The organism is Herbiconiux sp. SALV-R1 (genome assembly GCF_013113715.1).
Taxonomy (GTDB): Bacteria; Actinomycetota; Actinomycetes; order Actinomycetales; family Microbacteriaceae; genus Herbiconiux.
The window spans coordinates 3,039,442-3,065,013 of sequence record NZ_CP053344.1; the positions used below are offsets into that span (position 1 = coordinate 3,039,442).

The following is a 25,572-nucleotide window of genomic DNA, read 5'->3' on the forward strand; positions in this document are numbered from 1 at the left end:
CGGAGGGAGGGAGATCGGATGCGCATCCTCGTGATCGACGACGAACTCAACCTGCTGCGGGCCGTCGAGTCGGGCCTCGAAGCCGAGGGTTTCGCCGTCGACACGGCGACGAACGGGGTCGACGGGCTGTGGCTCGCCCGCGAGAACTCGTACGCCGCGATCGTGCTCGACATCATGCTCCCCGGGCAGAGCGGATTCCGCGTCTGCGAGGAGTTGCGGCAGGCGGGCGACTGGACCCCCGTCATCATGCTCACCGCGAAAGACGGCGACCTCGATCAGGTCGAGGCGCTCGACACCGGCGCCGACGACTACCTCACCAAGCCGTTCTCGTTCCAGGTGCTGCTCGCCCGGCTTCGCGCCCTCATCCGTCGCGGGGCCACCGAGCGGCCCGTGGTGCTGACGGCGGGCGACCTCTCGGTCGACCCGGCGAGCAAGCGCGTCGAGCGCGCGGGCACGCCGATCGAGCTCACGACCCGGGAGTTCAGCGTGCTCGAGTTCCTCGTCTCGCGGGCCGGTCAGGTGGTGTCGAAGGCCGAGGTGCTCGGCGCCGTCTGGGACTTCGACTTCGACGGCGACCCCAACATCGTCGAGGTCTACGTGCGACACCTGCGCAACAAGATCGACCGGCCGTTCGGGCGCTCCACCATCGAGACCCTGCGCGGGTCGGGCTACCGGCTGCGGGCCGATGGCTGAGCCGCGGGAGCGCGCGGCCGAGGCGCGCGGCACGCAGGGCCCGGGCGCCCCGCACACCCAGCGCGACCGGGGGCACCCGCGCCGCCCCCGCACCCGCCCCCGCACCCTCCGGGGCCGCATCACCCTCATCACCACACTCGTCATGGCCGCGGCAGTGGCCCTCGGCGGCAGCGGCTTCGCCGTGGCGCTCTCGCTCAGCCTCCACCAGCAGGCCGTGCAGGCCGCCGAGACCGAACTCGACCGGGTCGAGTCCCTGCTCGAGCGCCAGGGCCCGACGGCCCTCGCCGAGACCGACGGATGGGCGCAGCTCCTCCGCGAGGGCACGGTCGTGGCCGCGAGCGAGGACCTCGACGACACCAGGCCCCTCGTCGACACCGACGACGGCTCCACCGACCCCGACGACCTCCTCGGCCGCACCGTCCCCGTGCCGGGCGACGACGATCGCCTCGTCCTCGCCGCCGGCTCCACCGACGACGGCCTCCTCGTGGTGGGCGTCGACGACGGCGTCCGCGCCGACGCCGTCGCGACCACCATCGTGCTGCTCGCCATCGCCGCGCCGCTGCTGGTGGCCCTGATGGCGGTCATCACCTTCGTCTCGGTGGGCCGTGCCCTGCGACCGGTCGACCGCATCCGTGCCGCCACCGACGGCATCACCGCCGACGACCTCGGCCGCCGCCTCGACGTGCCGCAGGGCTCAGCCGAGCTCGCCCGACTCGCGACCACCATGAATCGGATGCTCGCGCGACTCGACGAGGCCCAGTCACGCCAGCGACGCTTCGTCTCCGACGCCTCGCACGAACTGCGCTCCCCGCTCAGCGCCCTGCGCCAGACGGCCGAGGTGGCGCGGGACTACCCGGGAACCCTGCCACCCGACCGCCTCGCGCACACCGTCGCCGAGGAGTCCGAGCGCATGGCCGCGCTCGTCGACGGCCTGCTGCTGCTCACCCGCGCCGACGAGGGCGCGCTGCGACCCGACGCCCACGAGGTCGATCTCGACGACCTCGTGCTCGCCGAGGCGGCGCGGCTGCGCGCGGCCCACCCGGGGCTGCGCATCGACACCTCGGGCGTCGGTGCGGCACGGGTGCGCGGCGACTCGGGCATGCTGGGGCGGATGCTGCGCAATCTCGGCGACAACGCGGCACGGCACGCGCGCACGACGGTCGCGCTGGGGTGCCGGGGGGTCGACGGACGCGCGGAGGTGAGGGTGGCCGACGACGGCTCCGGCATACCTGTCGCCGACCGCGAGCGCGTGTTCGAACGCTTCGTACGGCTCGACGAGTCGCGCTCCCGCGACGCCGGCGGATCGGGCCTCGGGCTCGCGATCGTCGCGTCGATCGTGCGGGCCCACGCGGGCACGGTGTCGATCACCGACGACGAGCCGGCGGGCGGCGGCGCGGACGTGGCGAGCCCCGGCACGGTCTTCTCCGTGGTGCTTCCCGCGGTGTGAGGGCGCCGACCTACGATAAGGCGCATGGACGAACCCACCGAAGACCAGCTCGAGGCCTCCCCGAAGCTGGAGAAGCGCACCGTCGGCGACGAGATCCGCTACTACGTGAAGAACATCAAGGAGCACTGGCCCGTCGTGGTCGAGCAGAATCCGGATGCGGCGGGGCACGAGGCGTGGTGGACCAAAGACGGCAAGTTCCACGCCACCCACGACCAGCTGCGCCGCGATGCGATGGTGGGTGCGATCGTCTGAACGCCGAACCAGCGCCCGGACGCGGTCGCGATGCTGCGGCGGCGAGGCGCCGCGCTCAGCCGACCCGCACGACCGGACCTCAGTCGACCCGCACGACCGACAGCGCGTAGATCGACGGCGCCCCGTCGTGAACGAGCGTCGTGACGAGCCCCTGCTCGGGGATGGTCGCGTCGAAGGCGATGGTCGCATTGCTGCACACCGTCCCCTCCCCCGCCGACGCGCCGTCGACCGTCGTGACGCTCGCGGTGATCGTGCCCTCCCCCCGGCAGGCCAACTGCAGCTGGTAGCTCCCCGCCTCGAGCGTGGTGTTCGTCGAGGTGAGCTGCTGGGCCGAGTGCTCGCTCATCCAGCCCGACGAGGTGGTGCGATGCCCCGGCGACCCCGCCGCGGGCACGGCCTCCGCGGCCCACTTCGCGATCTCGTCGGCGGGCAACGGCAGCTGCGCCTCCTCCTCGTCGGCCCGCGGATCGATCGTCGGAGTGGGGCTCGCCGACGTCGGCGCCGCCGTCGCGCTCGCGGCGGACCCGCCCGCCTCACCCCCGTCGTCGCCCGGCCCGACACAGGCGCTCAGCGCTACCGCCGTCAGCACGACCGCGGCCAACGATCCAGCGGTCCGGACTGTGGTGGTTCCCGTGGTGGCAGTCATCCCGGCACGCTATTCGACGAACGTTGAGACCCCATCCGAGCGGATGCGCCCCGACGGTGCTAGGGTCGGCGCCCGCTGGTGGCCACGAACGCGAGCCCCGTGGTCGTCACGTCGACCGAGCCGGAGTCGGGCGACACGAACACCGCCCCGCCCGGCGCGAGCTCGCGCGTCGCCGACGCGTCGGTGACGGAGGTCGCGCCCTCCACCCCCAGCACGATCGCCGCCTCGGGCAGATTCACCCGCGCGGTGCCGGGCTCGAGTCGCAGCAGACGGAAGTCGTCGAGCGGCACCTCGTACTCACTGAGCACCCCGCCCCGTGGCACCGCGGGGGCGAACGGCACGGGCATCTCGGCGAAGTCGAGCACGGCCAGCAATTCGGGCACGTCGACGGGTTTCGTGGTGAGGCCTCCGCGCAGCACGTTGTCGCTGGCCGCCATGATCTCGACACCGAGACCATCCACGTAGGCGTGGATGTTGCCGGCCGGAAGGTACAGCGCTTCCCCCGGCTGCAACCTCACCACGTTGAGCAGCACCGCTACCGCGATACCGGGGTCGCCGGGGTAGTGGCGCTCGAGGTCGGCGATCAGCCGCGTCTCGGCGCGCCACTCCTCGTCGTCGACGCACCCGGCCGCCGCGACCAACGCCCGAACGAGCGGCCCCGAATCGCCGAGCAGCACCGCACCGACCACCTCTCCGAGGCCTCCCGTCGCCAGCAGCTCGCGCTGGTCGGCGATGAGGCGGGCACCGGCATCCTCACCCGCCGCGGCGGCGGCGAGTTCGAGCCGCCGCAGCAGCTCCAACGTGCGTGCGACCGGCCGGAAGCCGCACATCGCCGTGAACCCGGGGCGCAGCGCCACCATGAGCTCGGGCTTGTGCCACTCGTCTCGGTAGTTGCGCCTCGCAGAGTCGCGCGGAACCCCTCGCGCCTCCTCGTCGGCGAACCCCGCCCTGGCGCGCTCGAGCGTGGGGTGCGCCTGGATGGAGAGCGGCTTCTCCGCCGCGAGCAGCTTGAGCAGGAAGGGCAGGCGGGTGCGGTCGCCGCCGAGCGCGCGCTGCGGATCGCGCGCGATCCAGTCGTTCAGGGTGTCGGGGAGACCGTCGACCCGTTCGGTGAAGGTGGTGGTGCTGTCGGGATGCGCACCCAACCACAGCTCGGCCTGCGGCTCCCCGGTGGGCTCCTCGCCGAACAGCGCGGGCAGAGCGGTGCGAGAGCCCCAGTGATAGTTCTTGGGCGCGGCGGAGACACGGATGAGCATGGTGACGATCCCGTCGTCGGGCCGGCTGTGCCGGCGGAGGAGGAAGAAGAGGAGGGGCAGCGCGTCGTCAGCGACGACGGATGACGTTGAACGCGATCTCGCTGCTGCGGTGGTAGTCGAGGGCGTAGAGCACGCGCCGGCCCTCCCGGGTGAGGCAGGTCTCCTCGACCAGGAGCCACGGGTCGTACCGCTCGAGGTCGTGCTTGGCCGCGTACTCGGCGGGGAGGTTCGCGGCACTGATGCGGGCGATCGACGATCCGATGCTGTGACCGTGGCCCTCGAGGGCGCTCGTGATGGAGATGCCCCAGTCGCGGTAGGCGAGCGGCCCAGGCAGGCTGTCGCGGCGGATGATGTTGATGCTGAACACCATCGGCTCGTCGTTGCCGAGCCGCAGCCTCACCAGCCTGATGACGGGGTCGCCCGGCTGGAGGCCCAGCTGGTCGGCGATGTGCTCGTCGGCGACGTCTTCGGAGACGCTCAGCACCACGTTCGTCACCGCGTAGCCGAGGCCCTCGAGCATCTCGGTGATGCTCTCGTAGATCGTCACCGGGCGTTCGATGCTCATCGCCCCGAGAGCCGACAAGAACCGGCCACGGCCCTGGATGGCGTTCACCAGCCCGTCTTGCTCGAGCAGCTTCAGTGCCTCCCGCACCGTCGACCGCGAGGCGCCGAAGCGCTCGGCGAGCTCGGGCTCGGTGGGCAGCTGGTCGCCGGGGGTGAGCTCCTCGGCCGCGATGAGCTCGAGCAGATCGTCTTTCAGCTTGTGGGCAAGGGGAGCCCGCTTCGCCTCCGCGTTCTTCGCAGCGTTCACGGCAGCCCTCCTCCGCGGCGCCGACAGCGCCCGTGCAGACCCAGTGTAGGGGTCATTCGTCTGACAACCATGGCAAATGTCCTACCTGTTGTCGATGCGCGCTTCAGTGCCCGCTTCGCCGGCCGCTCCGACACCGCACCAGTCGACGGCGGCGCGGGCGATCATCCGGGCCGCCAGGGCGATGTTCGCAAGCGCGACGCGCTCGTCGGCGGCGTGCGCCACCCGCACGTCGCCCGGGCCGCAGACGAGCGCCGGAATGCCGTAGGCCTCGTAGAAGTTGGCGTCGGACTGCGCGGCGGCGGTGACGGGAGCGTCGAGCTGAGGCACGGCCGACTCGACGGCGGCGAGCCCGGTCCGGCTCGCCATCACCGATCTCGCGAACTCGCCCTCGGGGTCGGTGAAGGCCGGGGGCCAGGAGTCGATCCAGGTGAACTCCACCGGATGCTCGCGCAACCACGGATCGAGTCGCGAGGCGAGCGCGATGTGCTCCTCCACCTCGGTCGCGATCTCGTCGGAGGTGTACCCCGGCGGGAACGACAGGAGATAGTCGATGCGCGCCCGGTCGGGGAAGTAGGGAGCGGCCTCCACCCCGATATCCGCCCGCAGCACGCCGGGGTGGATGATGAAGGCTCCGGCGGGGAAGCTCGGATGCGTCTTCGTGAACGCCCACTGCTCTTCGAGCTGGCGCATCGCACCGTAGACGTAGACGACCTTGTCGATCGCGTTCACGCCGATCTCGTCGCCCGGCCCGCCGGCACGGATCGCCAGGTTGCGCGAGGCCCAGTGCGTGGATTTACCGCGCACCGTCACGGAGAAGAGATGGTTCCCGGCCGCCGCGTTGGCGACGCGCAGCAGATCGGGTGCCGTCGAGGTGGGCTCGGGAACGATGACCCCGTCGACCAGATAGCCGGCCTCGAGCACGGCCGTGGTGCCGATCTCATGGCTCATCGTCTCCTCGCCCACGACGGAGTGGATGTGCAGATCACCCGCCAAGGTGACGCCCGCACTCCGCAACGCCCTGGCCGCGAGCCACATCGCGGCATGGCCCGCCTTCATGTCGGTGGCACCGAGACCGTACAGCCAGCCGTCTTCGATCACCGCCGTCCACGGGTCGTCGAACCGGCCGGCCTGGGGCGAGACGGTGTCGATGTGCCCGTTGAGAGCGAGGGAGCGCCCGCCACCGCTCCCCGGGAGCACCGCGACGAGGTTCGGGCGGCCCTCCGCCGCGTCCACCCAGTCGATGGTGAAGCCGAGCGGCCCGAGCGCATCGGCGAGCACCTCGTTCGCCCGCTTCTCCTCACCCGTGTAGAGGCTTCCGTCGACGCCCGGTTGGAGCGGGTTCACGCTGCGCACGGCGACGAGTCGCGTGAGCAGATCGGTGGCCTCGTCGGCGAACTCGTCGACGGCGGCGTCGATCGCGGCGTAGGCCTCGGCTGCAGCCTGCTCGGTCATCGGGTCTCCTCGGTGGTCGGTGTGGTGGGGTTCGGGGTCGGAACCGTCGTCTCGGGCGGGTGCGGCCAGCCGGCCGGGTGGGTGCAGGTCTCGGCGGCGTGCGCGGCCCCGCCCGCGAGAGCGTCGGCGACCCCGCCTCCGCCGACCCGCCGGGCGATGAAGCCCGCGATGAAGCTGTCACCCGCCCCGGTGGTGTCGACGACCGTGGTGGGCACGGCCTGCTGCACCCAGGTCGACTCGCCGTCGAAGCCCAGCGCGCCCTCGGCACCCCGCGTCACGACCACGAGCGGCACGCCCTCGGCCGCCGTCGCCGCGGCGAGCGCCGCCGCATCCGCCCCCTCCCCCGCCGAGAGGAACGCGACGTCGAGGTGGTCGAGGCCGGCGGCAACCGCGCAGTCCTGACTCACCGTGCCGCTGCCTCGTCGGGCCAGTTCGGCACGCAGCTCGCTGGCACGCGGGAGCATGCCGAGGTGCACCCAGTCCGCCGAGGCGATCGCCTCGAGCGCCGCGGGGTCGGGGTAGTAGTCGGCGGTGACCCCGAAGTCCTCGCGCTCGAAGACGCGGTCGCCGCCCGGGAGGAGCCGGATGACGGTGACGGCGGTCTCCCCCGGCAGCACCGCGAGGTCGTCGGCCGGGATGCCGTTGACGGCGAGTCCGCGCTCGATGATGCGCGCATCCGGGTCGTCGGCGACGGCGCCGAAGTAGCGCACCGGCACGCCGAGGCGGGCGAGTTGCACGGCGACGTTGAACGCGTTGCCACCCGAGTACTCGACGGTGGAGTCGGCCAGGTAGCGGTCGACGGTGTTGTCGCCGACGACGGCGACCCAGGGTGCGCTCGTGGGGCCCGTCATGCCGCCTGCGCTCCCGTCATGATGGCGACCGCCTCGGTCATCGAGTGCGACTGCGGGGTGATGGTGGCGGCGCACTTGCCGAGGCGCTGGATGTGGATGCGGTCGGCGACCTGGAACACCTGCGGCATGTTGTGGCTGATGATGATGACCGGGATGCCCCGCTCCCGGAGCGCCTCCACGAGGCCGAGCACCTGGTTCGACTCGCGCACGCCGAGGGCGGCGGTGGGCTCGTCGAGCACCACGACCTTCGACCCGAAGGCCGCAGCTCGAGCCACGGCGACGGCCTGGCGCTGGCCGCCAGAGAGGTTCTCCACCGGCACGGTCACGTCTTGCAGGGTCGAGATGCCGAGTTCGGTGAGCTCGCGCTTGGCCTTGTCGCGCATCCCCTTGGTGTCGAGCACGCGGAAGAAGGAGCCGAGTATCCCGGGCTTGCGCTCCTCACGGCCGAGGAACAGGTTCGACGCCACGTCGAGCGCGGGCGAGACAGCGAGGTTCTGGTACACCGTCTCGATGCCGGCGAGCCTGGCGTCTTGCGGCCGCTTGAAGCTCACCGGGCTGCCGTCGAGCAGCAGTTCGCCGGTGTCGGGCGCCTCGGCGCCGGTGAGGCACTTCACCAGGGTCGACTTGCCCGCACCGTTGTCGCCGATGATGGCGAGCACCTCGCCCGGGTAGAGCTTCAGGCCCACCCCGTCGAGGCCGACGACGCGCCCGTAGGTCTTCACGAGCCCGCGCGCCTCGAGGATGGGAGTAAGGGTCGATGAGGGGGTCGGGGTCATGAGCGGGCCTTCCTGATCCACTGGTCGACGGCGACGGCGACGATGATGAGCACTCCGACGGCGAGCGTCTGGTAGAGCACGTCGAGGCCGGCGAGGGCGAGTCCGTTCCTGAACACTCCCACGATGAGGGCGCCGAGGAGGGTGCCCCAGATGGCGCCGCGACCGCCGAACAGGCTCGTGCCGCCGATCACGACGGCGGTGATCGAGTCGAGGTTGAGGTCGATTCCCGAGTTGGGGCTCGCCGCGTTGGTGCGGCCGATCTGGATCCAGGCGGTGATGGCGATGATGACGCCCGCGGTGAGGTACACCGAGAGCAGCACGCGGTCGACCCGGATGCCGGCGAGCCTCGCCGCCTCCTTGTCGTCGCCCACGGCGTAGACGTGCTTGCCCCAAGCGGTGCGATTGAGCACGAAGGCCATCACCACGTAGAGCACCAGCATGATGACCACGCCGACCGTGAGGCTGATGCCCGCGACGCCGAAGCTCGCGCCCGTGACGGTGAGGAGCGGGGGCAGGTCGGAGCCGCGCACGGTTCCGCCGCCGGTGTAGAGCAGCGTCACGGCCGTGAAGATGCTGAGCGTGCCGAGGGTCACGATGAACGGTGGGAGCCGCAGCCGGGTGACCAGCAGACCGTTCAGGCCCCCGGCGGCGAGGCCGACGACCATGCCGAGGAGAAGACAGAGGAAGGTCGGGAGGCCCGTCGTCGCCGCGGTCTGCGCCATCACCATCGCGGAGAGGATCATGACGGCCCCCACCGACAGGTCGATGCCCGCGGTGAGGATGATGAGGGTCTGGGCGATCGCGAGCGTGCCTACGACGGCGACCTGCTGCGTGATGAGCGAGAGGTTCTCGGGCCTCAGGAAGCGGTCGTTGAGCAGGCCGAAGACGATCACGGCGATGACCAGCACGACGGCGGGACTGATGGCGGGGTGGCGGTGGAGCAGGCTCCGGATGCGGGTGGCGGGCGTCGTGCGGTCGAGGAACTCCTCGGCCAGGTCGACTGACCCGGTGGGGCGTGCGGTGTCGGTCACGGTGGTCTCCTGGTTGGGGACGGGAGGGAGGGGCGGCCCCGCGGGGAGCCGCCCCGAGCGGCGCGCTCCTCGGTGAGCGCGCCGCCGGTGGGTCAGAAGCAGACCTCGAGCCCTTCCGTCACGTCGATGCTCGGCACGCCGGGCATCGGGTCGTTAGTGATGAGCTGCACTCCCGTGTTGAAGAAGTCCTCTCCGTCTTCGGGCTGCGGCGCGGTTCCCGTCGTCACCAGATCGTAGATGGCCTGCACGCCGAGCTCCGCCATCTTGAGCGGGTACTGCTGGGCGGTCGCCTGCAGGATGCCGTCTTCGACGTACTGGGCGCCGTCGCACGAGCCGTCGATCGAGACCGTGATGAGGCCCTCGGTCTTGCCGGCCGCTTCGAGCGCCTGGTAGCCACCGTAGGAGGCCGGCTCGTTGATGCCGTAGATGACATTGATGTCGGGGTTCTTGCTGAGCAGGGTCTCCGCTGCGGTGCGGCCGCCCTCCTCGGTGCCCTGGGTGGCGAGGTTGCCCACGATCGTGTAGCTGCCGCCCTTGCCGCCGGTGTAGCTGCCGGTGGGGGCTTCGTCGCCGTTCACCGTCGGGTCGGCGACGTCGATGCCCATGCCGTCGAGGAAGCCCTGGTCGCGGTCGTAGTCGACGGTGAGCACCTTGTCGTCGAACAGGTCGAGCAGCGCGATGACGGCGTCGCCGCCGTCGAGCTTCTCGGCCGTCCACTGGCCCACCAGCTGACCGGCGAGGTAGTTGTCGGTGGCGAAGGTGATGTCGACCGAATCGGCGGGGTCGGGAACCGTGTCGAGGGCGATGACGTAGAGCCCGGCGTCACGCGCCTTCTGGATGGCGTCGAAGACGCTGGGGCCGTTGGGGGTGATGAGGATGCCCTGGTCGCCTCGCGAGATGGCGTTCTCGATGGCCTGGATCTGGGTGTCTTCGTCGCCGTCGACCTTGCCGGCGGCGACCGTGAGGTTCACGCCCAGCTCGTCGGCCGCCGCCTCGGCGCCGTCGGCCATCTCCTGGAAGAACGAGGTGCCCTGGGTCTTGATGATGAGGGTGACCGCGACATCGTCTCCGTCGGCGGCGGCGGTCGAACCCGTGTTCGCGGAGCCCGACGAGCATCCGGCGAGGGCGAACAGAGCGAGCCCGGCGGTGGCCGCGGTGGCCAGGCGGAGGGACGTCGCTCGTCGGAAGGGGGTCTTGATGATCATGTGGGTTCCTAACCCGGCGGCGTCAGCCGCGCGATGGTGAGAGTGATGGGGACAGGTGGTGTGGTGTTTCGGAGGTGCATTTCGGTTCTGATGGAGCGCGCCGCGCGCAGGTCGGTGATCGAGCGGGGCGGGGGCGCGGCAGCCCCGCCCCGCTGTGGCGTCAGTAGTCGAGACGGCGGTAGTACCGCCGGGTGGTGAGGGGGTGGTCACGAGCGATCTCGAGGTGAGCGCTGTAGCGCTCGAGCACGGTCGCGAGCACGATGTGCGAGATGAGCCCCCGCACGCGGTCGCTCACCCCGGGCAGCTCGAACTCGGCGGAGTCGATCACCGTAAGACTGTCGGTGACCGTGGGCGCGAACGACTCCACGCGGTCGGCGAGCGGACGGCTGGCGTCTTCGCCCTTCAGCAGGAACACGCTGACGCCCTTCTCGACGAGCTCGAGCGTGCCGTGGAAGAAGTCGGAGGCGTGCACCGGGCGGGTGCGCACCCACTGCATCTCCTCGAGGATGCAGGTGGCGAAGTACCACGCCTCGGTCCAGGCCTCGCCGGCGCCGGTGAAGATGTGGTAGCCGACCTCCTTGGTCGACTCGGCGAGTGCCGCGGCGCGGTCTTCGAACGACCGCTTGGCCTCGACCAGCAGAGCCGGCAGGAGGTCGAGCTCGGCGAGGGTCTCGTCGTACTCGGCGAACTCGCCGCGGCGGCGGAGGATCGACAGCGCGAGCACGAGCGACTGCAGGTAGAACGACTCCGACGAGGTGTCGTCGGCGGCGAAGTTCACGAAGGTGTGGTCGGCGGCCCGGGCGACGGGTGTGTCGTCGTGGCCGACCAGCGCGATCGTCACGGCACCCCGGGTCTTCGCGAACTCGACGACCTCGACGGCCTCCTTCGTGGTGCCGGAGAGCGAGGGGACGACGACGATCGAGCCGGCGCCGAGGTTCGACGAGCCCACGGCCATCATCTCTGCGGCGTTCTCGAGGTAGGCGGGGAAGTCGGCGTTGCGGTTGATGAGCTGGGCGGCGGGCTGCATCAGCACACCCGCGCCACCCGCTCCGAGGAAGAAGATGTTCTTCGCTCCGCCGTCGAGCAGATCGCCGATGAGGGAGTCGAGCGAACCGGCGAGAGCGAGGGCACCGGACTGGATCCGGATGAAGCGGGCTTCGTCGAAGTTGAGCATGTAGGAGCTTTCCGATTTCTATTGTCTGATGACTGAGGTTGTCATTGGGCATAAGTATGCAGTCATTGGTTTTTTGCTGTCAATCAGTAGTTGGTGGATTTAATATGTTCGACATCTGAACGACGTCACCATACACATGCACTTTTTCGTGTCAAGGGGCTGGCGCGCGCGTGCAAGTGGAGTTGGGTTGTCTGCGGAAAGCTCAAGAGAGGCGGATGCGTGCGGAGCAGTGCAGCACCCATCGGAGACCGCGGGGTCGCGATCGATCCCTTCTCGAGCCCGTCCGACGGCGGCGCGCACGTGCTGCTCGACTCGCTGCACGCTCGCGCCGTCGCAGCAGCGGGTGATCGCGCGGCGGAGTTCGCACTCGCGCGCGAGCTCGCGCGTGGGGCGGGCGGCCGGAGCGCCGGTGCCGCGTTCGACCTTCTCGCCACCCTCGCCGCAGCCGACGCGACCCTGGCTCGTGTCGTGGAGCCCCACCTCGACGCCGTGGGCATTCTCGCCGAGTGCCCCGAGCCGGTCGACCTCGACGCGGTCGCGGCGGGCGGTCCGAGCACGTGGGGAGTGTTCGCGGCCGAAGCTCCGGGCATGCGCCTCGAGGCGCGCGAGACCGACGGCGGGTGGCTGCTCTCCGGCACCAAGCCGTGGTGCTCCCTCGCCGATGAGCTGAGTCACGCCCTCGTCACCGCACACACCCCCTCCGGCCGGCGCCTGTTCGCTGTCGCCATGCAGCAGGCGGGCGTCACCGCGCATCCGGAGCTGTGGGCTGCACGCGGGCTGCCGACGGTGCCGAGTGGTCCGGTGGACTTCGACGGGGTGCCCGCCGTGGCCGTGGGCGCGGAGGGCTGGTACCTCCGCCGTCCCGGGTTCGAGCGTGGAGGCGTGGGCGTCGCCGCCTGCTGGTTCGGCGGAGCCGTCGGTCTCGCCCGCCGCGCCCGCGCCGCCGCACGCCTGCGCCCCGACGACGACATCGCCGCGATGCATCTCGGGCGCATCGGAGCGGCGCTTCTTTCCGCGCGGTCGGTGCTCGCTCACGCGGCCCGATCCTTCGACGCGAGCGACCACGGCGACCCGGGTCGCGACCTCGCCCTGCTCGCCCAGCTCACCCGCAGCGTGGTGCGGCGCGAGTGCGAGCTCGTGCTCCGCGAGTGCGGGCACCTGCTCGGCCCCGCCCCCTACGCCACCGAGTCCGAGGTGGCCGCGCGCGCCGCCGACCTCGAGCTGTACCTGCGGCAAGACCACGCCGAACGCGACGAGGCACGAGCGGGCCGGATGCTCGCCGCAGCCGGAGAGGACGAGCGATGACCTTCTCGCACCGCGACAGCGGCACCCCCGAACCCCTCTGGCGCGACGCCCTCGCCGAGCGCGGCCCCGCACCCCTCGCCTTCGCGCAGAGCGTGCTCGCCGAGGCCGATCACCTCCTCGTGGTCGCCGCCCACCCCGACGACGAGACCCTGGGCGCCTCGGGCGCACTCGCGCTCGCCTCGGCGGCCGGCCTGTCGACCACCGTCCTGGTGGCGACCTCGGGCGAGGCGTCGCACCCCGACTCCCCCACGCACCCGGCCGAGTCGCTCGGGCACCTGCGCGAAGACGAGACCGCCACCGCCGTCAGCGCCCTGGCACCCGACGCCGAGTTGCTGTTCACCCGCTTCCCCGACGGGCGGCTCGCCGAGCTGATCTCCCCGCTCGCCGACGACATCGAACGGATGCTGCGCCCCGGCGCCCGCACCGTGCTGCTGTGCCCGTGGGCCGGTGACGGGCATCCCGACCACTCGGCTGCAGCACGCGCCACCGCGATCGTCGCCGCCCGGCGGGGCCTCACGGTTCTCGCCTACCCCATCTGGCTCTGGCACTGGGCCCGGCCCGACGACGGCACCGTGCCGTGGGACGACCTGACGGCTCTCGCCCTCCCCGCCGAGGTCGTGGAGGCGAAGCGCGGCGCCCTGCGTGAGCACCGCAGCCAGGTCGAGCCGCTGAGCGACGCCCCCGGAGACGAGGTGCTGCTCGACGCGCCCATGCTCGCGCACTTCGAGCGCGACGCCGAGTACTTCGTGACCGTGCGTGTTCCCTCGAGGGCGACCGGCGCATCCGGAACCGGCGTCGGCACCCCCGCAGACACCGGCGTAGGCACCCCCGCCTCCGGCATCGCCCCGGGCCTCCGCGCCGTGCGCAGCCCCGCCGCGGCCTCGCGCGGCGCTGCGGACCCCTCCGACCCCACACCGCCCGACGACGACCCGGTGCCCGAGCTCGACGTCGTCGGCAGCGCCCTCGCCGCCGCCCGCGCCGCGGCCGCCTCCGACCATTTCGACGGGGTGCACCAGTCCGCCTCCGACCCCTGGGGTTTCGAGTCGCGCTGGTACGAGGAGCGCAAGCGCGGGATCCTGCTGGCGACCCTGCCCGAACGGCGCGTCCGGCGCACCCTTGAGGTGGGCTGCTCGACCGGGGTGCTCTCGCGCGAGCTCGCGGCGCGCACCTCGGAGGCGTTCCTCGGCCTCGACATCTCGTCGGTCGCGCTCGATCGGGCCCGCGCCCGCAACGCCGACCTGGCCCACGCCCGCTTCGAGCGCGCCTTCGTTCCCGAGGAGTGGCCCGAGGAGCGCTTCGACCTCGTGGTCATCTCCGAGATCGGGTACTACCTCGACGACCACGAGCTCGAACGGCTCGTCGACCGCAGCATCGCCTCGACGCGGGCCTCGGTCTCCCGCCCCGACGACCGCGGCGGACTCGTGGTGTGCTGCCACTGGCGGCACCCCGTCGAGGGGCGGCTGTTCAGCGGCGACCGGGTTCACGACGCGTTCCGGGTGCGGAGGGAGCTGGAGCTGCTCGCCCACCACCTGGAGGAGGACTTCGTGCTCGACGTGTTCGAGCATCCTCGCCCCGGAGCATCCGGAGCATCCGGAGCCGCCGGGCCGGCCGGGCACGCACGCTCGGTCGCGGCCCGGGAGGGGATCGTGTGATCGAGCGGATCGACGTCGTGATCCCCGCCCGCGACGAGGAGGAGGGGCTCGGCCCCGCACTCGAGGCGGTGCTCGCGGCCCGCGTCGCCCTGCTCGAACGGCAGCCCGAGGTGCACTGCCGGGTGGTTGTGGTGCTCGACGCCTGCAGCGACGCGTCGCCCGAGGTGGCGCACAGCTGGGCGCTCTCGGCGGGCGGCTCCGAACGCGACGGGCGGGTGATCGAGGTGCTCGAGGTGCCGTTCGGCAACGTGGGGCGGGCCCGCGCCGCAGGGGTCGAGCTGGCGCTCGACGAGGCCGGTGGTGTCGAGCCTGCCGGGCACTGGCTCTGCTCGACCGACGCCGACTCGGAGGTCCCCGAGAGCTGGCTGCTCGACCACCTCGACGCGGCGCGGGCGGGCGCCCTGCTCGCGCTCGGCCCGGTGCTCCCCGCCGAGCACGGGCTCACGGCCGAGGCCCGCGAGACCTGGATGCGCGAGCACGGCGGCACCGCAGAACGGCACGTCTTCGGCGCCAACCTCGGCGTGCGCGCCGACGCCTACCTCGCCACGGGCGGGTTCCCGGCCGAGCGGAGCGGGGAGGACGTGGCGCTCGCGCAGGCGGTCGAGGCCTTCGTCGCGCTCGCGGGCCGGCCCGAGCTGGTGGTCGAGCTCGACGCGCGTCCCGTCACCACCTCGGCCCGGCTGCAGGGTCGGGCGCCCGGAGGCTTCGCCGGCTATCTGCGCACGCTCGTGGAGGGGATTCCCCCGGAAAGGCTGTCAAGCCCGTAGCGCTACGCCTGAGCGGGAGTAAGCCGGAACCATGAGAGCACTCACCTGGCAAGCAACAATGAAGGTCGCCGTCGACGAGGTTCCCGACCCCGTGATCGAGCAGCCGACCGACGTCGTCATCCGCGTCACGTCCACCGCGATCTGCGGCTCCGACCTGCACCTCTACGACGTGCTCGGGCCGTTCCTGTCCAAGGGCGACGTGCTCGGGCACGAGCCGATGGGGGTCGTCGAGCAGGTCGGGTCCGAGGTGCGCAACCTCGCCGTGGGCGACCGCATCGTGGTGCCGTTCGTCATCGCCTGCGGCAGCTGCTTCATGTGTCAGCGCGGGCTCACCACGCAGTGCGAGACCACGCAGAACCGCGAGAGCGGCACGGGCGCCTCGCTCTACGGCTACACCGAGCTCTACGGGTCGGTGCCCGGCGGGCAGGCCGAACGGCTCCGCGTGCCGCTCGCCGACTTCAACGCCATCAAGGTGGGGAGCGAGCTGCCGGATGAGCGCTACCTGTTCCTGAGCGACATCCTGCCCACGGCGTGGCAGGGCGTGCAGTACGCCGAGCTGCCGGAGGGCGGGGTGCTCGGCGTGATCGGGCTCGGGCCGGTGGGCCAGTTCGCCGCGCGCATCGGGCGCTACCTCGGGCACCGCGTCATCGCCGTCGACCCGGTGGCGGAGCGGCGCGAGATGGCCGAACGCCACGGCATCGAGACGCTCGACCTCACCGACGACGTGCTCGATCGGCTGCGCGAGCTCACCGACGGACGCGGGCCCGACTCCATCGTCGACGCCGTCGGCATGGAGGCGCATGGCAACCCGGGCGCCGCGTTCGCGCAGTTCGCCGCCGGGCTGCTGCCCGACCCGCTCGCCAAGAAGGCCGCGAAGACCGTGGGCGTCGACCGCATGGCCGCGCTGCTGCTCGCGCTCGACGCGGTGCGCCGCGGAGGCACGGTGTCGCTCAGCGGCGTGTACGTCGGCGCCGCCGACCCGATGCCGTTCGTGACCATGTTCGACAAGGGGATCACGCTGCGCATGGGCCAGTGCAACGTGCAGTCGTGGATCGACACGCTGCTGCCGATCGTCGAAGACCCGGCCGACCCGCTGGGCGTCGAAGACCTCGTCACGCACACCGTGCCGCTCGACGAGGCCGCGCGCATGTACGACGTGTTCAAGAAGAAGGAAGACGGATGCATCAAGGTCGTTCTGAAGCCGTGAGCCCGTGGGACGAACCCGGCGAGGCCCACACCCGCCCGCCGGGTGTCGACGACGTGACGGTCGAGGCGCTCGGCAAGCTCTCGGAGGCGCTCGAGGTGGTGGAGCAGGCGCGCGGTGAGCTGTACGCGTTCCATCGGCTCACCGGGATGGCCGATCTGGCGCTCGGCGAGGCGGTGGAGCTGTTCCGCTCGGCGGGGCACTCCCATCTCGCCGACCGGCTCGAGACCGAGCTGGTGGGGCGCAACATCATCGAGGGGCGCTGGACCTTCCAGCTCGTCGAGGAGTACGACGACGGGTACTACGCGGCGTTCCGCGACGCCGAGCGCGACGCCCGCGACCGCCTCGTCGAGGGCCGCCGCCACCTCTTCGAGGCCGAGATGAAGGAAGACCGCCGCACCCACGGCCACCGCCACCACGAGGCGCGGCCCGCGCAGCACGAGTAGCCCGCGGCCTCGCGTCCACCCCACCCCCACCCTTTGGTCGCGCAAAGTGCTCGCTCGCGGCGCTGAAGGAGCACTTTGCGCGACCAAAGTCTCCGACGCGACCCCGCCCGCGCATCCTGCCCCACCCCGCCCGCGCAGCGCTGACCCACCCGCGCGCGCGTTGGTCGCGCAAAGTGCTCGCTCGCGGCGCTGAAAGAGCACTTTGCGCGACCAACACGAGGGGTCCCGCGCATCCCACCCTTTAGTCGCGCAAACTGCTCGCTCGCGGCGCTGAAGGAGCAGTTTGCGCGACCAACACGAGGGTGGCTGCCGCGCGCACCCCGCACCACGCGCGGGGCGCGCTAGCGGCGCGGGGTGGCGGTGGCGCGCACGCGCGAGCGCAGCGAGGGGCGGAGTGCCGCGAGCGACCGCCCGCGCCAGGCGCTCAGCCACACACCCGCGCCGTAGGCGATGTCGTCGAGCCGGCGGAGCACCGCGAAGCGCACCGGGTCGAGCTCGGCCCGCGTGCGCCTCCACTCGAACAGCGCGTCGACGACCGCGGCCACAGCGAGCGCGCGCCGCACCCGGCGCGAGAACAGCGCTGCCGCCACCGCTCCGGGCCACCAGTGCCGAAGCAGCAGCGCCGACGCCTGCACGAACGAAGCCCCGGTGCCGTCGGCCACGAGCCGCGCCGCCGAGGCCACGGGCCGCGAGCTCCGTGGCAGCCGGCGCGCCAGCCGCACGATCGTCGCCGTCACGATCACCCCCGCCAGCGGCAGCGACCACCGCCGCTGCGCCAGCAGCGCGAGCATCATCGCCGCGCTCCACGGCGCCAGCACCGCGGGCGCGATCTCCTGGGGGTGACGGAGGGCGAGCGGATGCGCACCCGTGCCGTAGAACGCCTTCCGCCCGAACCAGGCGCGCATCCCCGTTCTCAGTTCGTGCCGCGCCACCGCCGCCGGTTCGTAGCGCACGCGATGCCCCTCGGCATCGAGCCGCCAGACCAGGTCGACATCTTCGGCGACGCGCATCCCTTCGCCGAACCCCTCTCCGAGGGCGTCGACGCGGCCCAGCAGGCAGGTGCTCGACACCCACGACACCCGTGAGCGCGGTCGCACGAGCGCCGGCAGCCGCCCCAGGTCGAGCGAGGCCCGGGCCGCCTCGTAGCGCTCGACGGCGGTCGGCCGGTCGACCTCCAGCCCCACGATCCGCGGTGCCACGACGGCCACGGCGGGGTCGGCGAAGTGCTTCAGCATGAGCTCCACGGCCGCCGGCTCGAGCACAGCGTCGGAGTCGACGAACAGCACGAGCGGCGTCTCCACCAGCCCGAGCCCGTGGTTGCGGGCACCCGCCGGCCCGAGGTTCTCGGCGAGCGACGCGACCCGGGCGCCGTGCGCCTCGGCCACCCGCCGCACCGGCCCGGCATCGTCCGAGGCGTCGTCGACGACGATCACCCGGCCCGGGAAGGCCGTGCCGAGCCCCTCGAGCAGCCGCTCCAGCTGACGGGCGCGGTCGCGCACGGGCACCACGACGGTCACGTCGTCGCGCGCGAATCGCGACGGTGCCAGCCGCTCGATGACCGGATCGGCCACCCCCGTGCCGAGCAGCAGGTCGGCAAGCGCCGCGCTCGCGGCGTCGGAGACGACGAGCTCCCGGGCGTTCAGGCGGCGTGCCGCTGCGGGGGTGAGGTGCAGCATCCGGAGCGGTGCCCCGCCGACGAGCGTGCGACCGCCGTCTTCGACCCGCACCCGCCTGCCGAGCCGCACGATGAAGCCGTCGGGGAGCCTGTCTGCGGTCGCCATGCGTTCCTCCCACCCGGCCGGCACCGGCGCGGGGCTCGCTCTCGATGGTATCGATCAGGCACCGCTGCTGCGCAGTGTCGGGGGCTCGGCCTACGATGAGGGGGTCAGGCCGCGCATCCGGCCGGTGCTCGAAAAAAGGGCACGACACCGCCGCCGGCCGCGGCGCGAGACACACACGGAATCGAACCGTCACGTCTCGAAAGGCCCCGCCGTGCCCACTGTGTCGACCCATGTCGCCGTCACCCTCTCGCGCTTCGTCTCCGACATGTTCGGGGTGATGGGCAACGGCAACGCCCATCTACTCGATGCGCTCGACCGCCTCACCCCCGTCGTGTACACCGCCGTGCGGCACGAGAGCGGGGCGGTGGCGGCTGCCGACGCCTACCACCGGGCCGGCGGAGGTCTCGCGGCGGCGACCACCACCTACGGCGCGGGGTTCAGCAACACCCTCACGGCCCTGGCCGAGGCCGTGCAGGCGCGTTCGCCGCTCGTGCTGGTGGTGGGTGACGAACCCACCTCGGGCCCGCGCGACTGGGACGTCGACCAGATCGCGCTCGCCTCGGCCGTGGGTGCGCGCACCTACACGGTGGGGCGAACGGATGCTGCGGCCACGACAGCGATCGCCGTCGAGCACGCCCTCGCGTACCGCCTGCCGGTGGTGCTCGCGCTCCCCTACGACGTGGCGACGGTGGAAGCGGGTGCGGTGCCGCCCGCGCCCGAGCTGCGGCTGCCGCACCCCGTGCCGCCGAGCGGACCGTTCGCCGAGGCCGCCGTGCGCGATCTCGCCCGCGTGCTGCGTGAGGCGGAGCGACCCGTGTTGCTCGCCGGCCGCGGGGCGTGGCTGGCCGGGGCGGGCGACGCCCTCGGCCGCCTCGCCGCGCTCACGGGCGCGCTCACCGCGACCACGGCGCTCGGGCGCGGGGTGTTCCCCGACGCCCGCTACGACCTCGGGGTCACCGGGGGCTTCGGTTCGGAGGCCGCCATGGAGCTCATCGCCCGCGCCGACGTCGCCGTGGTGTTCGGGGCGTCGCTCAATGCCTTCACGATGCGGTTCGGGGAGCTGTTCGGTCCGGGTGCGCTGGTGACGCAGGTCGACCTCGCGGAGGCGGCGACGCATCCGCACGTGGGCCGGTACCTGCGCGCCGACGCGCGACTGGTGGCGGAGGCGCTCGTGGCCGAGCTCGAGGCGGGGGCTGCCGCTGCCGTCGCTGGCTCGAGCGCCGACACTGCCATGGGGATGGGCGCGCGCGTTAGTGCAGGCGCGGATGCGGATGCGGATGCGGGCATCAGCGCTGGCACGAGGGTGGGTGCCGGCGAGGTCACGACGACGAGTGCGGGCGTGGCCGTGGGCCTACTCCCGCCCCACCTCGGCCGCTCGATCGCGACTGCCCCCGACCGGCGCTCGTGGCGTGAGAGCGCGCCGCTCGACGGGGTGCACGACCGGCACGAGGGCGAGACCTTCGCCGATGACGGCCGGCTCGATCCGCGCTCTGCGGCGAAGCGGCTCGGCGAGTTGCTGCCGGCCGACCGGGTCGTGGTCTCCGACGGCGGGCACTTCATGGGCTGGGCAAACATGTACTGGCCCGTGGCCTCACCCGACCGCATGGTGATGGTGGGAACGGCGTACCAGTCGATCGGCCTCGGCTTCCCGAGCGTCGCCGGCGCCGCCCGCGCGCGGCCCGAACCCGTGGTGGTGCTGAGCACCGGCGATGGCGGCGGCCTGATGGCCCTCGCCGATTTCGAGACCGCGGTGCGCACCGCATCCGGTCGCGGCATCGCCGTGGTGTGGAACGATGCGGCCTACGGCGCCGAGGTCAACCTGTACGGGCTGAAGGGTCTGGCGCAGCATCCGATGCGCATCCCGGAAGTCGACTTCGCATCGATCGGCGAGGCGCTCGGCGCCGAGGGGGTCGTCGTGCGGCACCTCGACGACCTCGACGCGGTGCGGGTGTGGGCGGGGCGGCCGGTGGCCGAGCGGCGGTTCCTCGTGGTCGACCTGCGCATCAGCGCCGAGGTGCGGTCACCGCACCAGGAGGAGATCATCCGGTCGACGCGGTGAGGCCGCGGGGGCGTGCGGGCCGGGGCGGATCGAGCCAGAGTGAAGAGGTGCCCGACCTCTCCTTGCCGACCGCTCCGCCGCACCTGCGCCTGTTCCACTCCTCGCCCGCGCAGGCGGCGGCCGACGGCGAGCGCGTCGTGCTCACGATCGGCAACTGCCAGGCCGAGTCGCTGCGGGTGGTTCTGCCGCGGGAGGCCGGTCTGCTCACCGTGCGCACTCCCCCGGTGCACGAACTCACCGAAACGGATGCGGCGCAGCTCCACGCCTGGATGGCCCGCGCCGACCTCGTCGCCCTCCAGCCCGTGCGCGACGACTACCGCGGTCTGCCCGTCGGCACCCGGCAGCTGCTGCGGGCGAACGCGGTCCGGGCGCGGGTGGCGGTCGTGCCGATCATCCGCTTCGCCGGGCTCTACCCCCGGCAGCTCATCGTGCGCCCGCCGTCGGACACCTCGCTCACCCCACCCCTCGTGCCCTACCACGACGCCGCGGTGCTGCTCGAGGCCGCCGGACGCTCGCTGCCCCCGCTCACCCGTAGTGCCGTGCGCGCCGTGACCGACCTCTCGCTCGCCGAGCTGCGCACCCGCGAGCTCGCCCACGGCACGGTGCGCGCCTCCGACCTCTTCGACGCCCCGAGCTTCGAGCTCATGCGCACCATCAACCACCCCGGCAACCCGATCTGGGCGGCCCTCGCCGCCCGCGTGCTCGAGACCTGGGGCGTCGACGCGCCGCCCCACGACCCGGGCCGGCCGCTGCTCGACTCGGTGCACGCCCCGCGGGAGCAAGCGGTGATCGACGCCTTCGACCTGCAGACGGATGCTCGCGCCGACTGGATCGTCGACGGGACGCCCGTGCCCACCGAGCAGGTGAGGCGGGCGCACCTCGCGTGGTACGCCGAGCATCCGGATGCCGTCGCCGCGGGCCTCGCCCGCCACGAGCCGACGCTGCGCGCGCTGGCCGCCGCATGAGCGCGATCACGACCGCGACCTCCACCGCCCCGGGCCCGGTGCGGAACAGGCAGCCGCTGCTCCCGCCCTCGGCGCCACCCGCCGACGACCCGCACCTGCTCATCACCCGCGACCCGCGCCACGGTGTGACGCTCTACGCCCAGCAGATCGCGGATGCGCTGGCCGGCCCGACCGGTCACCTCACGAAGGAGCTCGACGGCTCTCCCACCCCGGCTGAAGACCGGGTGCACCTGCACTTCACCGACCGGCTCTGGGGCGACGACCCGGCGAGCGCCGCCGCCGCCATCGAGCGGATCGCCGAGCGCGCCACGGTGACGGTGACGCTGCACGACCTCCCGCAGCCCTCCGACGGGGCGCGCGGCCTGCCCCGCCGCGCCGCCGCCTATCGCCGCGTGGTCGCAGCGGCGGCGGGAGTGGTGTGCAACAGCGACCACGAGGTGGCGCTGCTGCACAGCTTCGTGTCGGCGTCGGTCGAGCCCGCGGTCATCCCGCTGCCGGTCGACCCCGCCCCCGCTTCCCCGGCGACGACCGTGGGCGAGGCTCCGGTCTGGCTCGGCGGAGCCGGCGGCTCCGCGAGCGACCGCGCCGTGGGCGACCGCGCCGTGGGCGACCGCCACCACCACTACCGCCCGCCCTGGCCCACGGTCGGTGTGCTCGGCTACATCTACCCCGGCAAAGGACACGACCGCGTGCTGCGGGCCGTCGGCACGCTCGGGCGCTGGCCGCGGCCCTCGGTCGAGGCGCTCGGCCGGGCGTCGGAGGGCCACGAGCACGACCTGCAGAACCTGCGCCGACACGCGCGCTACGCCGGTGTGGCGCTCACGGTGAGCGGGTATCTCGGCGACGCCGAGCTGCTCGCCCGATGCCGCGGCACCGACGTCCCCGTCATCGCGCACGCGCACGTGTCGGCCTCGGGCTCACTCGGCTCGTGGCTCTCGGCCGGCCGCCGACCTGTGGTGCTGCGCAGCCCGTACATGGAGGAGATGGCCGAGCTGCATCGGGACTCTCTCACCCTCGTCGACCCCCGCGAGCTGACCGGGGCCATCGAGCACGCACTCCTCCATCCGGAGTCGACCCGGCTCGCCCCGAGCGCCCTCCTCGGGCCCAGCCTCGCCGAGGTCGCCACCCGGTACCGCTCGTTCTGGGCCGGGGTGGGGTGGTGAGCGGCGTCGATCACGCGGTGCCCGCGAACGACTGGACGGTCCTCGACGGGCTCGTCGCCGACCCCGCTCCGCTCGTCTCCGTGATCGTCGTGCACTACGAGCAGCCCGCCGATCTGGCGCGCACCCTCCACGCGCTCGGGCGGCAGAGCTACGACGCCGCCCTCGTCGAGGTGATCGTGGTCGACGACGGCTCCGCGCATCCGCCCGCCGTGCCCGAGGGCGTGCGGCTCGTCGTGCAACCCGACCGCGGGTTCCGGGTGGCGGCGGCGCGCAACGCCGGCGCGGCGCTCGCGCGCGGCGAGGTGCTCTGCTTCCTCGACGCCGACACCTCGCCCGAGCCCGGGTACGTCGAGGCGCTCACCCGGCTTCCGGCCCTGTGCTCCGACGTGGTGACGGTGGGCCGCCGCAGGCACGCCGAGTTCGCCGCGAGTGCAGGCGCCGGTGCGTCTGCTGCCGCGGCGCGGGATGATGCAGCGGCAGGGGATGCTGCCGCGGCGGGCGAGCGTGTCGAGCCCGGTGAGCCCGTCGAGATCGCCGGGCCGCGAGCCGAGCTCACCGAGCCGCAGTGGCTTCGCGAGGCGTACGCGCGGTCGCGCGACCTGCTCGAGGCCGACCAGCGCTCGTACCGCTTCGTCATCTCGGCGGTGCTCGCCTGCTCGCGACGCATCTTCGAGCTCACCGGAGGATTCGACGAGAGCTTCGACGCTTACGGCGGCGAGGACTGGGAGTGGGCCGACCGCGCCTGGCGCCTCGGCGCCGTGTTCGCGCACGTTCCTGAGGCCGTCGCGTGGCACGCGGGGCCCGACCTGGCCGAGCGGTCGGCCGATCGCGACGAGCTCGTGCGCCGCAAGAACGCCGAGGCGCTCGTGCTGCTCGATCGCATAGCGGTGGTGCCGGCGCGGCGCGACCGCGGTCTGCTCAGCGCCGCCGTCGACGTCGTGGTGGAGGTGCCCTCGGGGTCGGCGGCCGCATCCGTCGTCTGTGCGGACGTGGTGCTCGCCGCGCTGCCGGCGGCACGGGTGCTGATCGACGACGACCACGCCGCTCGCCTGGCCGGCGATGCGCGGGTGCTCGGCCGCCACTCGGCCGCCGCCGAAGCGGCGCGGACCTCGGCCCGGGTGGTGGTGCGCGCCTCGCACCTCTTCACGGTGCCGCGGGATGCGCGCCCCGCCTTTGCCGACCAGCTCACCACCGCGACCGAACAGGTGGGCACAGGCACTCTCGGCTGGCGCGAACTCGTGACCGCCCACCCAGCCGACGCGGCGGTCGACGACTCCGCCACCGATATGGCCGCCGACCCAGCCGACACCGCTGTCGACAACCCCGGCACCGATGCGGCCGCCGACTCAAGCGACGCGCCCGGCGCCCCCGCTGCCGATATGACCGCCGACCCGGCCGACGCCGCGCCCGGCGACTCGGTCGACGCCCCCGGCGACTTCGCCGACACGGTGGCCGACGACGCCCCCACCGACCCCACCGCATCCGCACCCGCGCTCGTGATCGAGGTGGCCGCGGCCCGCGCCGAGCACCGGCGGGCGCGGCGCCCCGACGCGCACGGGTTCGTGCGCGACCGGCAGCCGTGCGCGGCCTCGGCGCTGCTGCACGAGCCCGACCTCGAGGCCCACCTCGCCGGCTGGGGTGGCTGACCGCCCCTGACCCGGCACGAAGTGGTTCGAAAGTGCACGTATTTCGGTGACCGAGCCGCATATGGGGTCGGTCGTCGGAATACTTGCGGTTTCGAACCGGGAGCAGCGCGCGAACGCGCCCGCGCCGCGCGAGCTCAGTGCCCGTCGGCGATCGCCGTGCGGAACTCCTTCGCGCCCCAGCGCACGCACTCCGCGATCTGCGCCTTGTGCTCGTCGGAGAGCCGGTAGTCGGGCGCGACGATGGTGAGCGCGCCCACGGTGATGCCGTTGGTCTGCACGCTCGCCGCCGCCGCCCACACGCCGCGGTCGACCTCGCCCGCGCTCTCGGCGTAGCCGGTCTCGCGCAGCGGTTCGAGGTCGCGCTCGAGCTTCGTCTTGGCCTGCTTCGACAGCACGGGCCCGAGCCGGTTGAAGTACTGGGCGAGCTTCGGCGGGGGCAGCTCGCTGAGCAGCAGCTTGGCCGCCGCACCGCCGTAGAGCGGCATGAGCGTGCCTGGCTGGAACGAGATGGAGATCGGGTGGTCGCTCTCGGCCATGGCCAGACACACCGCCGAGTCGTTCACCCGTCGCAGGTACAGCGCCGTCTCACCGGTCTCCTCCGCCATGCGGTTGAGGATGGGCTGCACCTGACCCCGGAAGTCGATGGTCGTCTCGGCGGCCCTGGCGAGCCGGAAGATCTGGGGCGAGAGCACGAAGCGCCCCTTTTCCCGCTCCTCGATGAGGTCGAGCTCACGCAGCAGCGAGATGTAGCGGTAGGCGCTCGGCACCGAGATGTCGTGCTTCTCGAGCACGTTGTCGACGGTGAGTTCCGGCGTGCTCTCGCTGAACTCCAGCAGGATCTGCAACGCCCGCCGGGCGCTGTCGACGCCTTTTGTGCGCTGCGCCTCGGCGGGTGCGGGCGCCGGCGCACCCATCTCGTCGAGACGACCCTCGTCGGCGTCGTCGATGTTCTCTGCGGCGTTCATCATCGGCTCCGATCGATCCTACCCG

23 protein-coding genes are annotated in these 25,572 nt (G+C 72.6%); 12 read left to right on the forward strand and 11 right to left on the reverse strand.

Going from position 1 to position 25,572, the window contains the following annotated elements; all coding sequences use genetic code 11:
• The first annotated feature begins 18 nt into the window (after window positions 1–18).
• Genes HL652_RS14575 through HL652_RS14585 form a run of 3 tightly spaced genes read left to right on the forward strand, consistent with a single transcriptional unit; the run spans window position 19 to window position 2,392 of the window.
• Entirely contained in the window at window positions 19–693 is a 675-nt protein-coding gene (locus HL652_RS14575) for a response regulator transcription factor (RefSeq protein WP_171705981.1), read from the forward strand.
• Window positions 686–2,140, forward strand: a complete 1,455-nt coding sequence (locus HL652_RS14580; protein WP_171705982.1) for a sensor histidine kinase — start codon at window positions 686–688, stop codon at window positions 2,138–2,140. The genes HL652_RS14575 and HL652_RS14580 overlap by 8 nt, the downstream gene beginning before the upstream one ends.
• 24 nt (window positions 2,141–2,164) lie before the next feature.
• Window positions 2,165–2,392 (forward strand): hypothetical protein, encoded by a 228-nt coding sequence (locus HL652_RS14585; protein WP_171705983.1) that lies wholly within the window; start codon window positions 2,165–2,167, stop codon window positions 2,390–2,392.
• 79 nt (window positions 2,393–2,471) lie between these two features.
• On the opposite strand, the gene HL652_RS14590 is transcribed toward HL652_RS14585, so the two are convergent.
• The 9 genes from HL652_RS14590 to HL652_RS14630 all read right to left on the reverse strand — a co-directional run bounded on the left by HL652_RS14590 (window position 2,472) and on the right by HL652_RS14630 (window position 11,594).
• Window positions 2,472–3,038: a hypothetical protein gene (locus HL652_RS14590; RefSeq protein WP_171705984.1), complete on the reverse strand. Its 567-nt coding sequence runs from the start codon at window positions 3,036–3,038 to the stop codon at window positions 2,472–2,474.
• 59 nt (window positions 3,039–3,097) lie between these two features.
• The gene (gene manA, locus HL652_RS14595; RefSeq protein WP_171705985.1) at window positions 3,098–4,294 is read right to left on the reverse strand and encodes a mannose-6-phosphate isomerase, class I; all 1,197 of its coding nucleotides are present in this window, start codon (window positions 4,292–4,294) and stop codon (window positions 3,098–3,100) included.
• A gap of 67 nt (window positions 4,295–4,361) precedes the next feature.
• Window positions 4,362–5,105: a GntR family transcriptional regulator gene (locus tag HL652_RS14600; protein WP_216603902.1), complete on the reverse strand. Its 744-nt coding sequence runs from the start codon at window positions 5,103–5,105 to the stop codon at window positions 4,362–4,364.
• A gap of 81 nt (window positions 5,106–5,186) precedes the next feature.
• Window positions 5,187–6,557 carry a M20/M25/M40 family metallo-hydrolase gene (locus HL652_RS14605; RefSeq protein ID WP_171705986.1) on the reverse strand — a complete coding sequence of 457 codons (1,371 nt, stop codon included), beginning with the start codon at window positions 6,555–6,557 and terminating at the stop codon, window positions 5,187–5,189.
• Window positions 6,554–7,408, reverse strand: coding sequence for a PfkB family carbohydrate kinase (locus tag HL652_RS14610; protein ID WP_171705987.1), 855 nt, complete (start codon window positions 7,406–7,408; stop codon window positions 6,554–6,556). The genes HL652_RS14605 and HL652_RS14610 overlap by 4 nt, the downstream gene beginning before the upstream one ends.
• On the reverse strand, window positions 7,405–8,184 hold the full coding sequence (locus HL652_RS14615) for an ATP-binding cassette domain-containing protein (protein WP_171705988.1): 780 nt from the start codon (window positions 8,182–8,184) through the stop codon (window positions 7,405–7,407). The genes HL652_RS14610 and HL652_RS14615 overlap by 4 nt, the downstream gene beginning before the upstream one ends.
• On the reverse strand, window positions 8,181–9,215 hold the full coding sequence (locus tag HL652_RS14620) for an ABC transporter permease (RefSeq protein WP_171705989.1): 1,035 nt from the start codon (window positions 9,213–9,215) through the stop codon (window positions 8,181–8,183). The genes HL652_RS14615 and HL652_RS14620 overlap by 4 nt, the downstream gene beginning before the upstream one ends.
• A 92-nt stretch (window positions 9,216–9,307) precedes the next feature.
• Window positions 9,308–10,420 (reverse strand): substrate-binding domain-containing protein, encoded by a 1,113-nt coding sequence (locus HL652_RS14625; RefSeq protein WP_171705990.1) that lies wholly within the window; start codon window positions 10,418–10,420, stop codon window positions 9,308–9,310.
• A gap of 160 nt (window positions 10,421–10,580) precedes the next feature.
• Window positions 10,581–11,594, reverse strand: coding sequence for an SIS domain-containing protein (locus HL652_RS14630; RefSeq protein WP_171705991.1), 1,014 nt, complete (start codon window positions 11,592–11,594; stop codon window positions 10,581–10,583).
• Between the two features lie 219 nt (window positions 11,595–11,813).
• Here HL652_RS14630 and HL652_RS14635 point away from each other — a divergent pair, with 219 nt between their 5' ends.
• Genes HL652_RS14635 through HL652_RS14655 form a run of 5 tightly spaced genes read left to right on the forward strand, consistent with a single transcriptional unit; the run spans window position 11,814 to window position 16,968 of the window.
• Window positions 11,814–12,899 carry an acyl-CoA dehydrogenase family protein gene (locus HL652_RS14635; RefSeq protein WP_171705992.1) on the forward strand — a complete coding sequence of 362 codons (1,086 nt, stop codon included), beginning with the start codon at window positions 11,814–11,816 and terminating at the stop codon, window positions 12,897–12,899.
• Window positions 12,896–14,551 (forward strand): bifunctional PIG-L family deacetylase/class I SAM-dependent methyltransferase, encoded by a 1,656-nt coding sequence (locus HL652_RS14640; protein ID WP_171705993.1) that lies wholly within the window; start codon window positions 12,896–12,898, stop codon window positions 14,549–14,551. The genes HL652_RS14635 and HL652_RS14640 overlap by 4 nt, the downstream gene beginning before the upstream one ends.
• Entirely contained in the window at window positions 14,548–15,318 is a 771-nt protein-coding gene (locus HL652_RS14645) for a glycosyltransferase family 2 protein (RefSeq protein WP_171705994.1), read from the forward strand. Before HL652_RS14640 ends, HL652_RS14645 begins: the two co-directional genes overlap by 4 nt.
• Before the next feature lie 31 nt (window positions 15,319–15,349).
• A complete protein-coding gene (locus tag HL652_RS14650; protein WP_171705995.1) occupies window positions 15,350–16,525 on the forward strand; it encodes an alcohol dehydrogenase catalytic domain-containing protein in 1,176 nt (391 codons plus the stop codon).
• Window positions 16,522–16,968 carry a hypothetical protein gene (locus HL652_RS14655; protein ID WP_253743318.1) on the forward strand — a complete coding sequence of 149 codons (447 nt, stop codon included), beginning with the start codon at window positions 16,522–16,524 and terminating at the stop codon, window positions 16,966–16,968. The genes HL652_RS14650 and HL652_RS14655 overlap by 4 nt, the downstream gene beginning before the upstream one ends.
• Before the next feature lie 341 nt (window positions 16,969–17,309).
• Here HL652_RS14655 and mftF read toward each other — a convergent pair whose 3' ends face one another.
• Window positions 17,310–18,749 (reverse strand): mycofactocin biosynthesis glycosyltransferase MftF, encoded by a 1,440-nt coding sequence (mftF, locus tag HL652_RS14660; RefSeq protein WP_171705997.1) that lies wholly within the window; start codon window positions 18,747–18,749, stop codon window positions 17,310–17,312.
• A 211-nt stretch (window positions 18,750–18,960) separates the two neighbouring features.
• Here mftF and HL652_RS14665 point away from each other — a divergent pair, with 211 nt between their 5' ends.
• From HL652_RS14665 to HL652_RS21970, 4 genes are read left to right on the forward strand one after another with little or no spacing between them, the layout of a single operon-like run.
• Window positions 18,961–20,808, forward strand: a complete 1,848-nt coding sequence (locus HL652_RS14665) for a thiamine pyrophosphate-binding protein (protein ID WP_171705998.1) — start codon at window positions 18,961–18,963, stop codon at window positions 20,806–20,808.
• Window positions 20,809–20,855: 47 nt separating this feature from the next.
• Entirely contained in the window at window positions 20,856–21,773 is a 918-nt protein-coding gene (locus tag HL652_RS14670; RefSeq protein ID WP_171705999.1) for a WcbI family polysaccharide biosynthesis putative acetyltransferase, read from the forward strand.
• Window positions 21,770–22,936 carry a hypothetical protein gene (locus HL652_RS21740; RefSeq protein ID WP_253743319.1) on the forward strand — a complete coding sequence of 389 codons (1,167 nt, stop codon included), beginning with the start codon at window positions 21,770–21,772 and terminating at the stop codon, window positions 22,934–22,936. The genes HL652_RS14670 and HL652_RS21740 overlap by 4 nt, the downstream gene beginning before the upstream one ends.
• Window positions 22,933–24,582, forward strand: a complete 1,650-nt coding sequence (locus HL652_RS21970; RefSeq protein WP_305848738.1) for a glycosyltransferase family 2 protein — start codon at window positions 22,933–22,935, stop codon at window positions 24,580–24,582. The genes HL652_RS21740 and HL652_RS21970 overlap by 4 nt, the downstream gene beginning before the upstream one ends.
• 134 nt (window positions 24,583–24,716) lie before the next feature.
• On the opposite strand, the gene HL652_RS14680 is transcribed toward HL652_RS21970, so the two are convergent.
• Window positions 24,717–25,550 (reverse strand): IclR family transcriptional regulator, encoded by an 834-nt coding sequence (locus tag HL652_RS14680; RefSeq protein WP_171706000.1) that lies wholly within the window; start codon window positions 25,548–25,550, stop codon window positions 24,717–24,719.
• Window positions 25,551–25,572 lie beyond the last annotated feature (22 nt).

Bases quoted from the DNA above. Each gene is read 5' to 3' on its own strand.
- HL652_RS14575 (WP_171705981.1), top strand. From the start codon at position 19: ATGCGCATCCTCGTGATCGACGACGAACTCAACCTGCTGCGGGCCGTC.
- HL652_RS14580 (WP_171705982.1), top strand. From the start codon at position 686: ATGGCTGAGCCGCGGGAGCGCGCGGCCGAGGCGCGCGGCACGCAGGGC.
- HL652_RS14585 (WP_171705983.1), top strand. From the start codon at position 2,165: ATGGACGAACCCACCGAAGACCAGCTCGAGGCCTCCCCGAAGCTGGAG.
- HL652_RS14590 (WP_171705984.1), bottom strand. From the start codon at position 3,038: ATGACTGCCACCACGGGAACCACCACAGTCCGGACCGCTGGATCGTTG.
- manA (WP_171705985.1), bottom strand. From the start codon at position 4,294: ATGCTCATCCGTGTCTCCGCCGCGCCCAAGAACTATCACTGGGGCTCT.
- HL652_RS14605 (WP_171705986.1), bottom strand. From the start codon at position 6,557: ATGACCGAGCAGGCTGCAGCCGAGGCCTACGCCGCGATCGACGCCGCC.
- HL652_RS14610 (WP_171705987.1), bottom strand. From the start codon at position 7,408: ATGACGGGCCCCACGAGCGCACCCTGGGTCGCCGTCGTCGGCGACAAC.
- HL652_RS14615 (WP_171705988.1), bottom strand. From the start codon at position 8,184: ATGACCCCGACCCCCTCATCGACCCTTACTCCCATCCTCGAGGCGCGC.
- HL652_RS14625 (WP_171705990.1), bottom strand. From the start codon at position 10,420: ATGATCATCAAGACCCCCTTCCGACGAGCGACGTCCCTCCGCCTGGCC.
- HL652_RS14630 (WP_171705991.1), bottom strand. From the start codon at position 11,594: ATGCTCAACTTCGACGAAGCCCGCTTCATCCGGATCCAGTCCGGTGCC.
- HL652_RS14640 (WP_171705993.1), top strand. From the start codon at position 12,896: ATGACCTTCTCGCACCGCGACAGCGGCACCCCCGAACCCCTCTGGCGC.
- HL652_RS14650 (WP_171705995.1), top strand. From the start codon at position 15,350: ATGAGAGCACTCACCTGGCAAGCAACAATGAAGGTCGCCGTCGACGAG.
- mftF (WP_171705997.1), bottom strand. From the start codon at position 18,749: ATGGCGACCGCAGACAGGCTCCCCGACGGCTTCATCGTGCGGCTCGGC.
- HL652_RS21740 (WP_253743319.1), top strand. From the start codon at position 21,770: ATGAGCGCGATCACGACCGCGACCTCCACCGCCCCGGGCCCGGTGCGG.
- HL652_RS14680 (WP_171706000.1), bottom strand. From the start codon at position 25,550: ATGATGAACGCCGCAGAGAACATCGACGACGCCGACGAGGGTCGTCTC.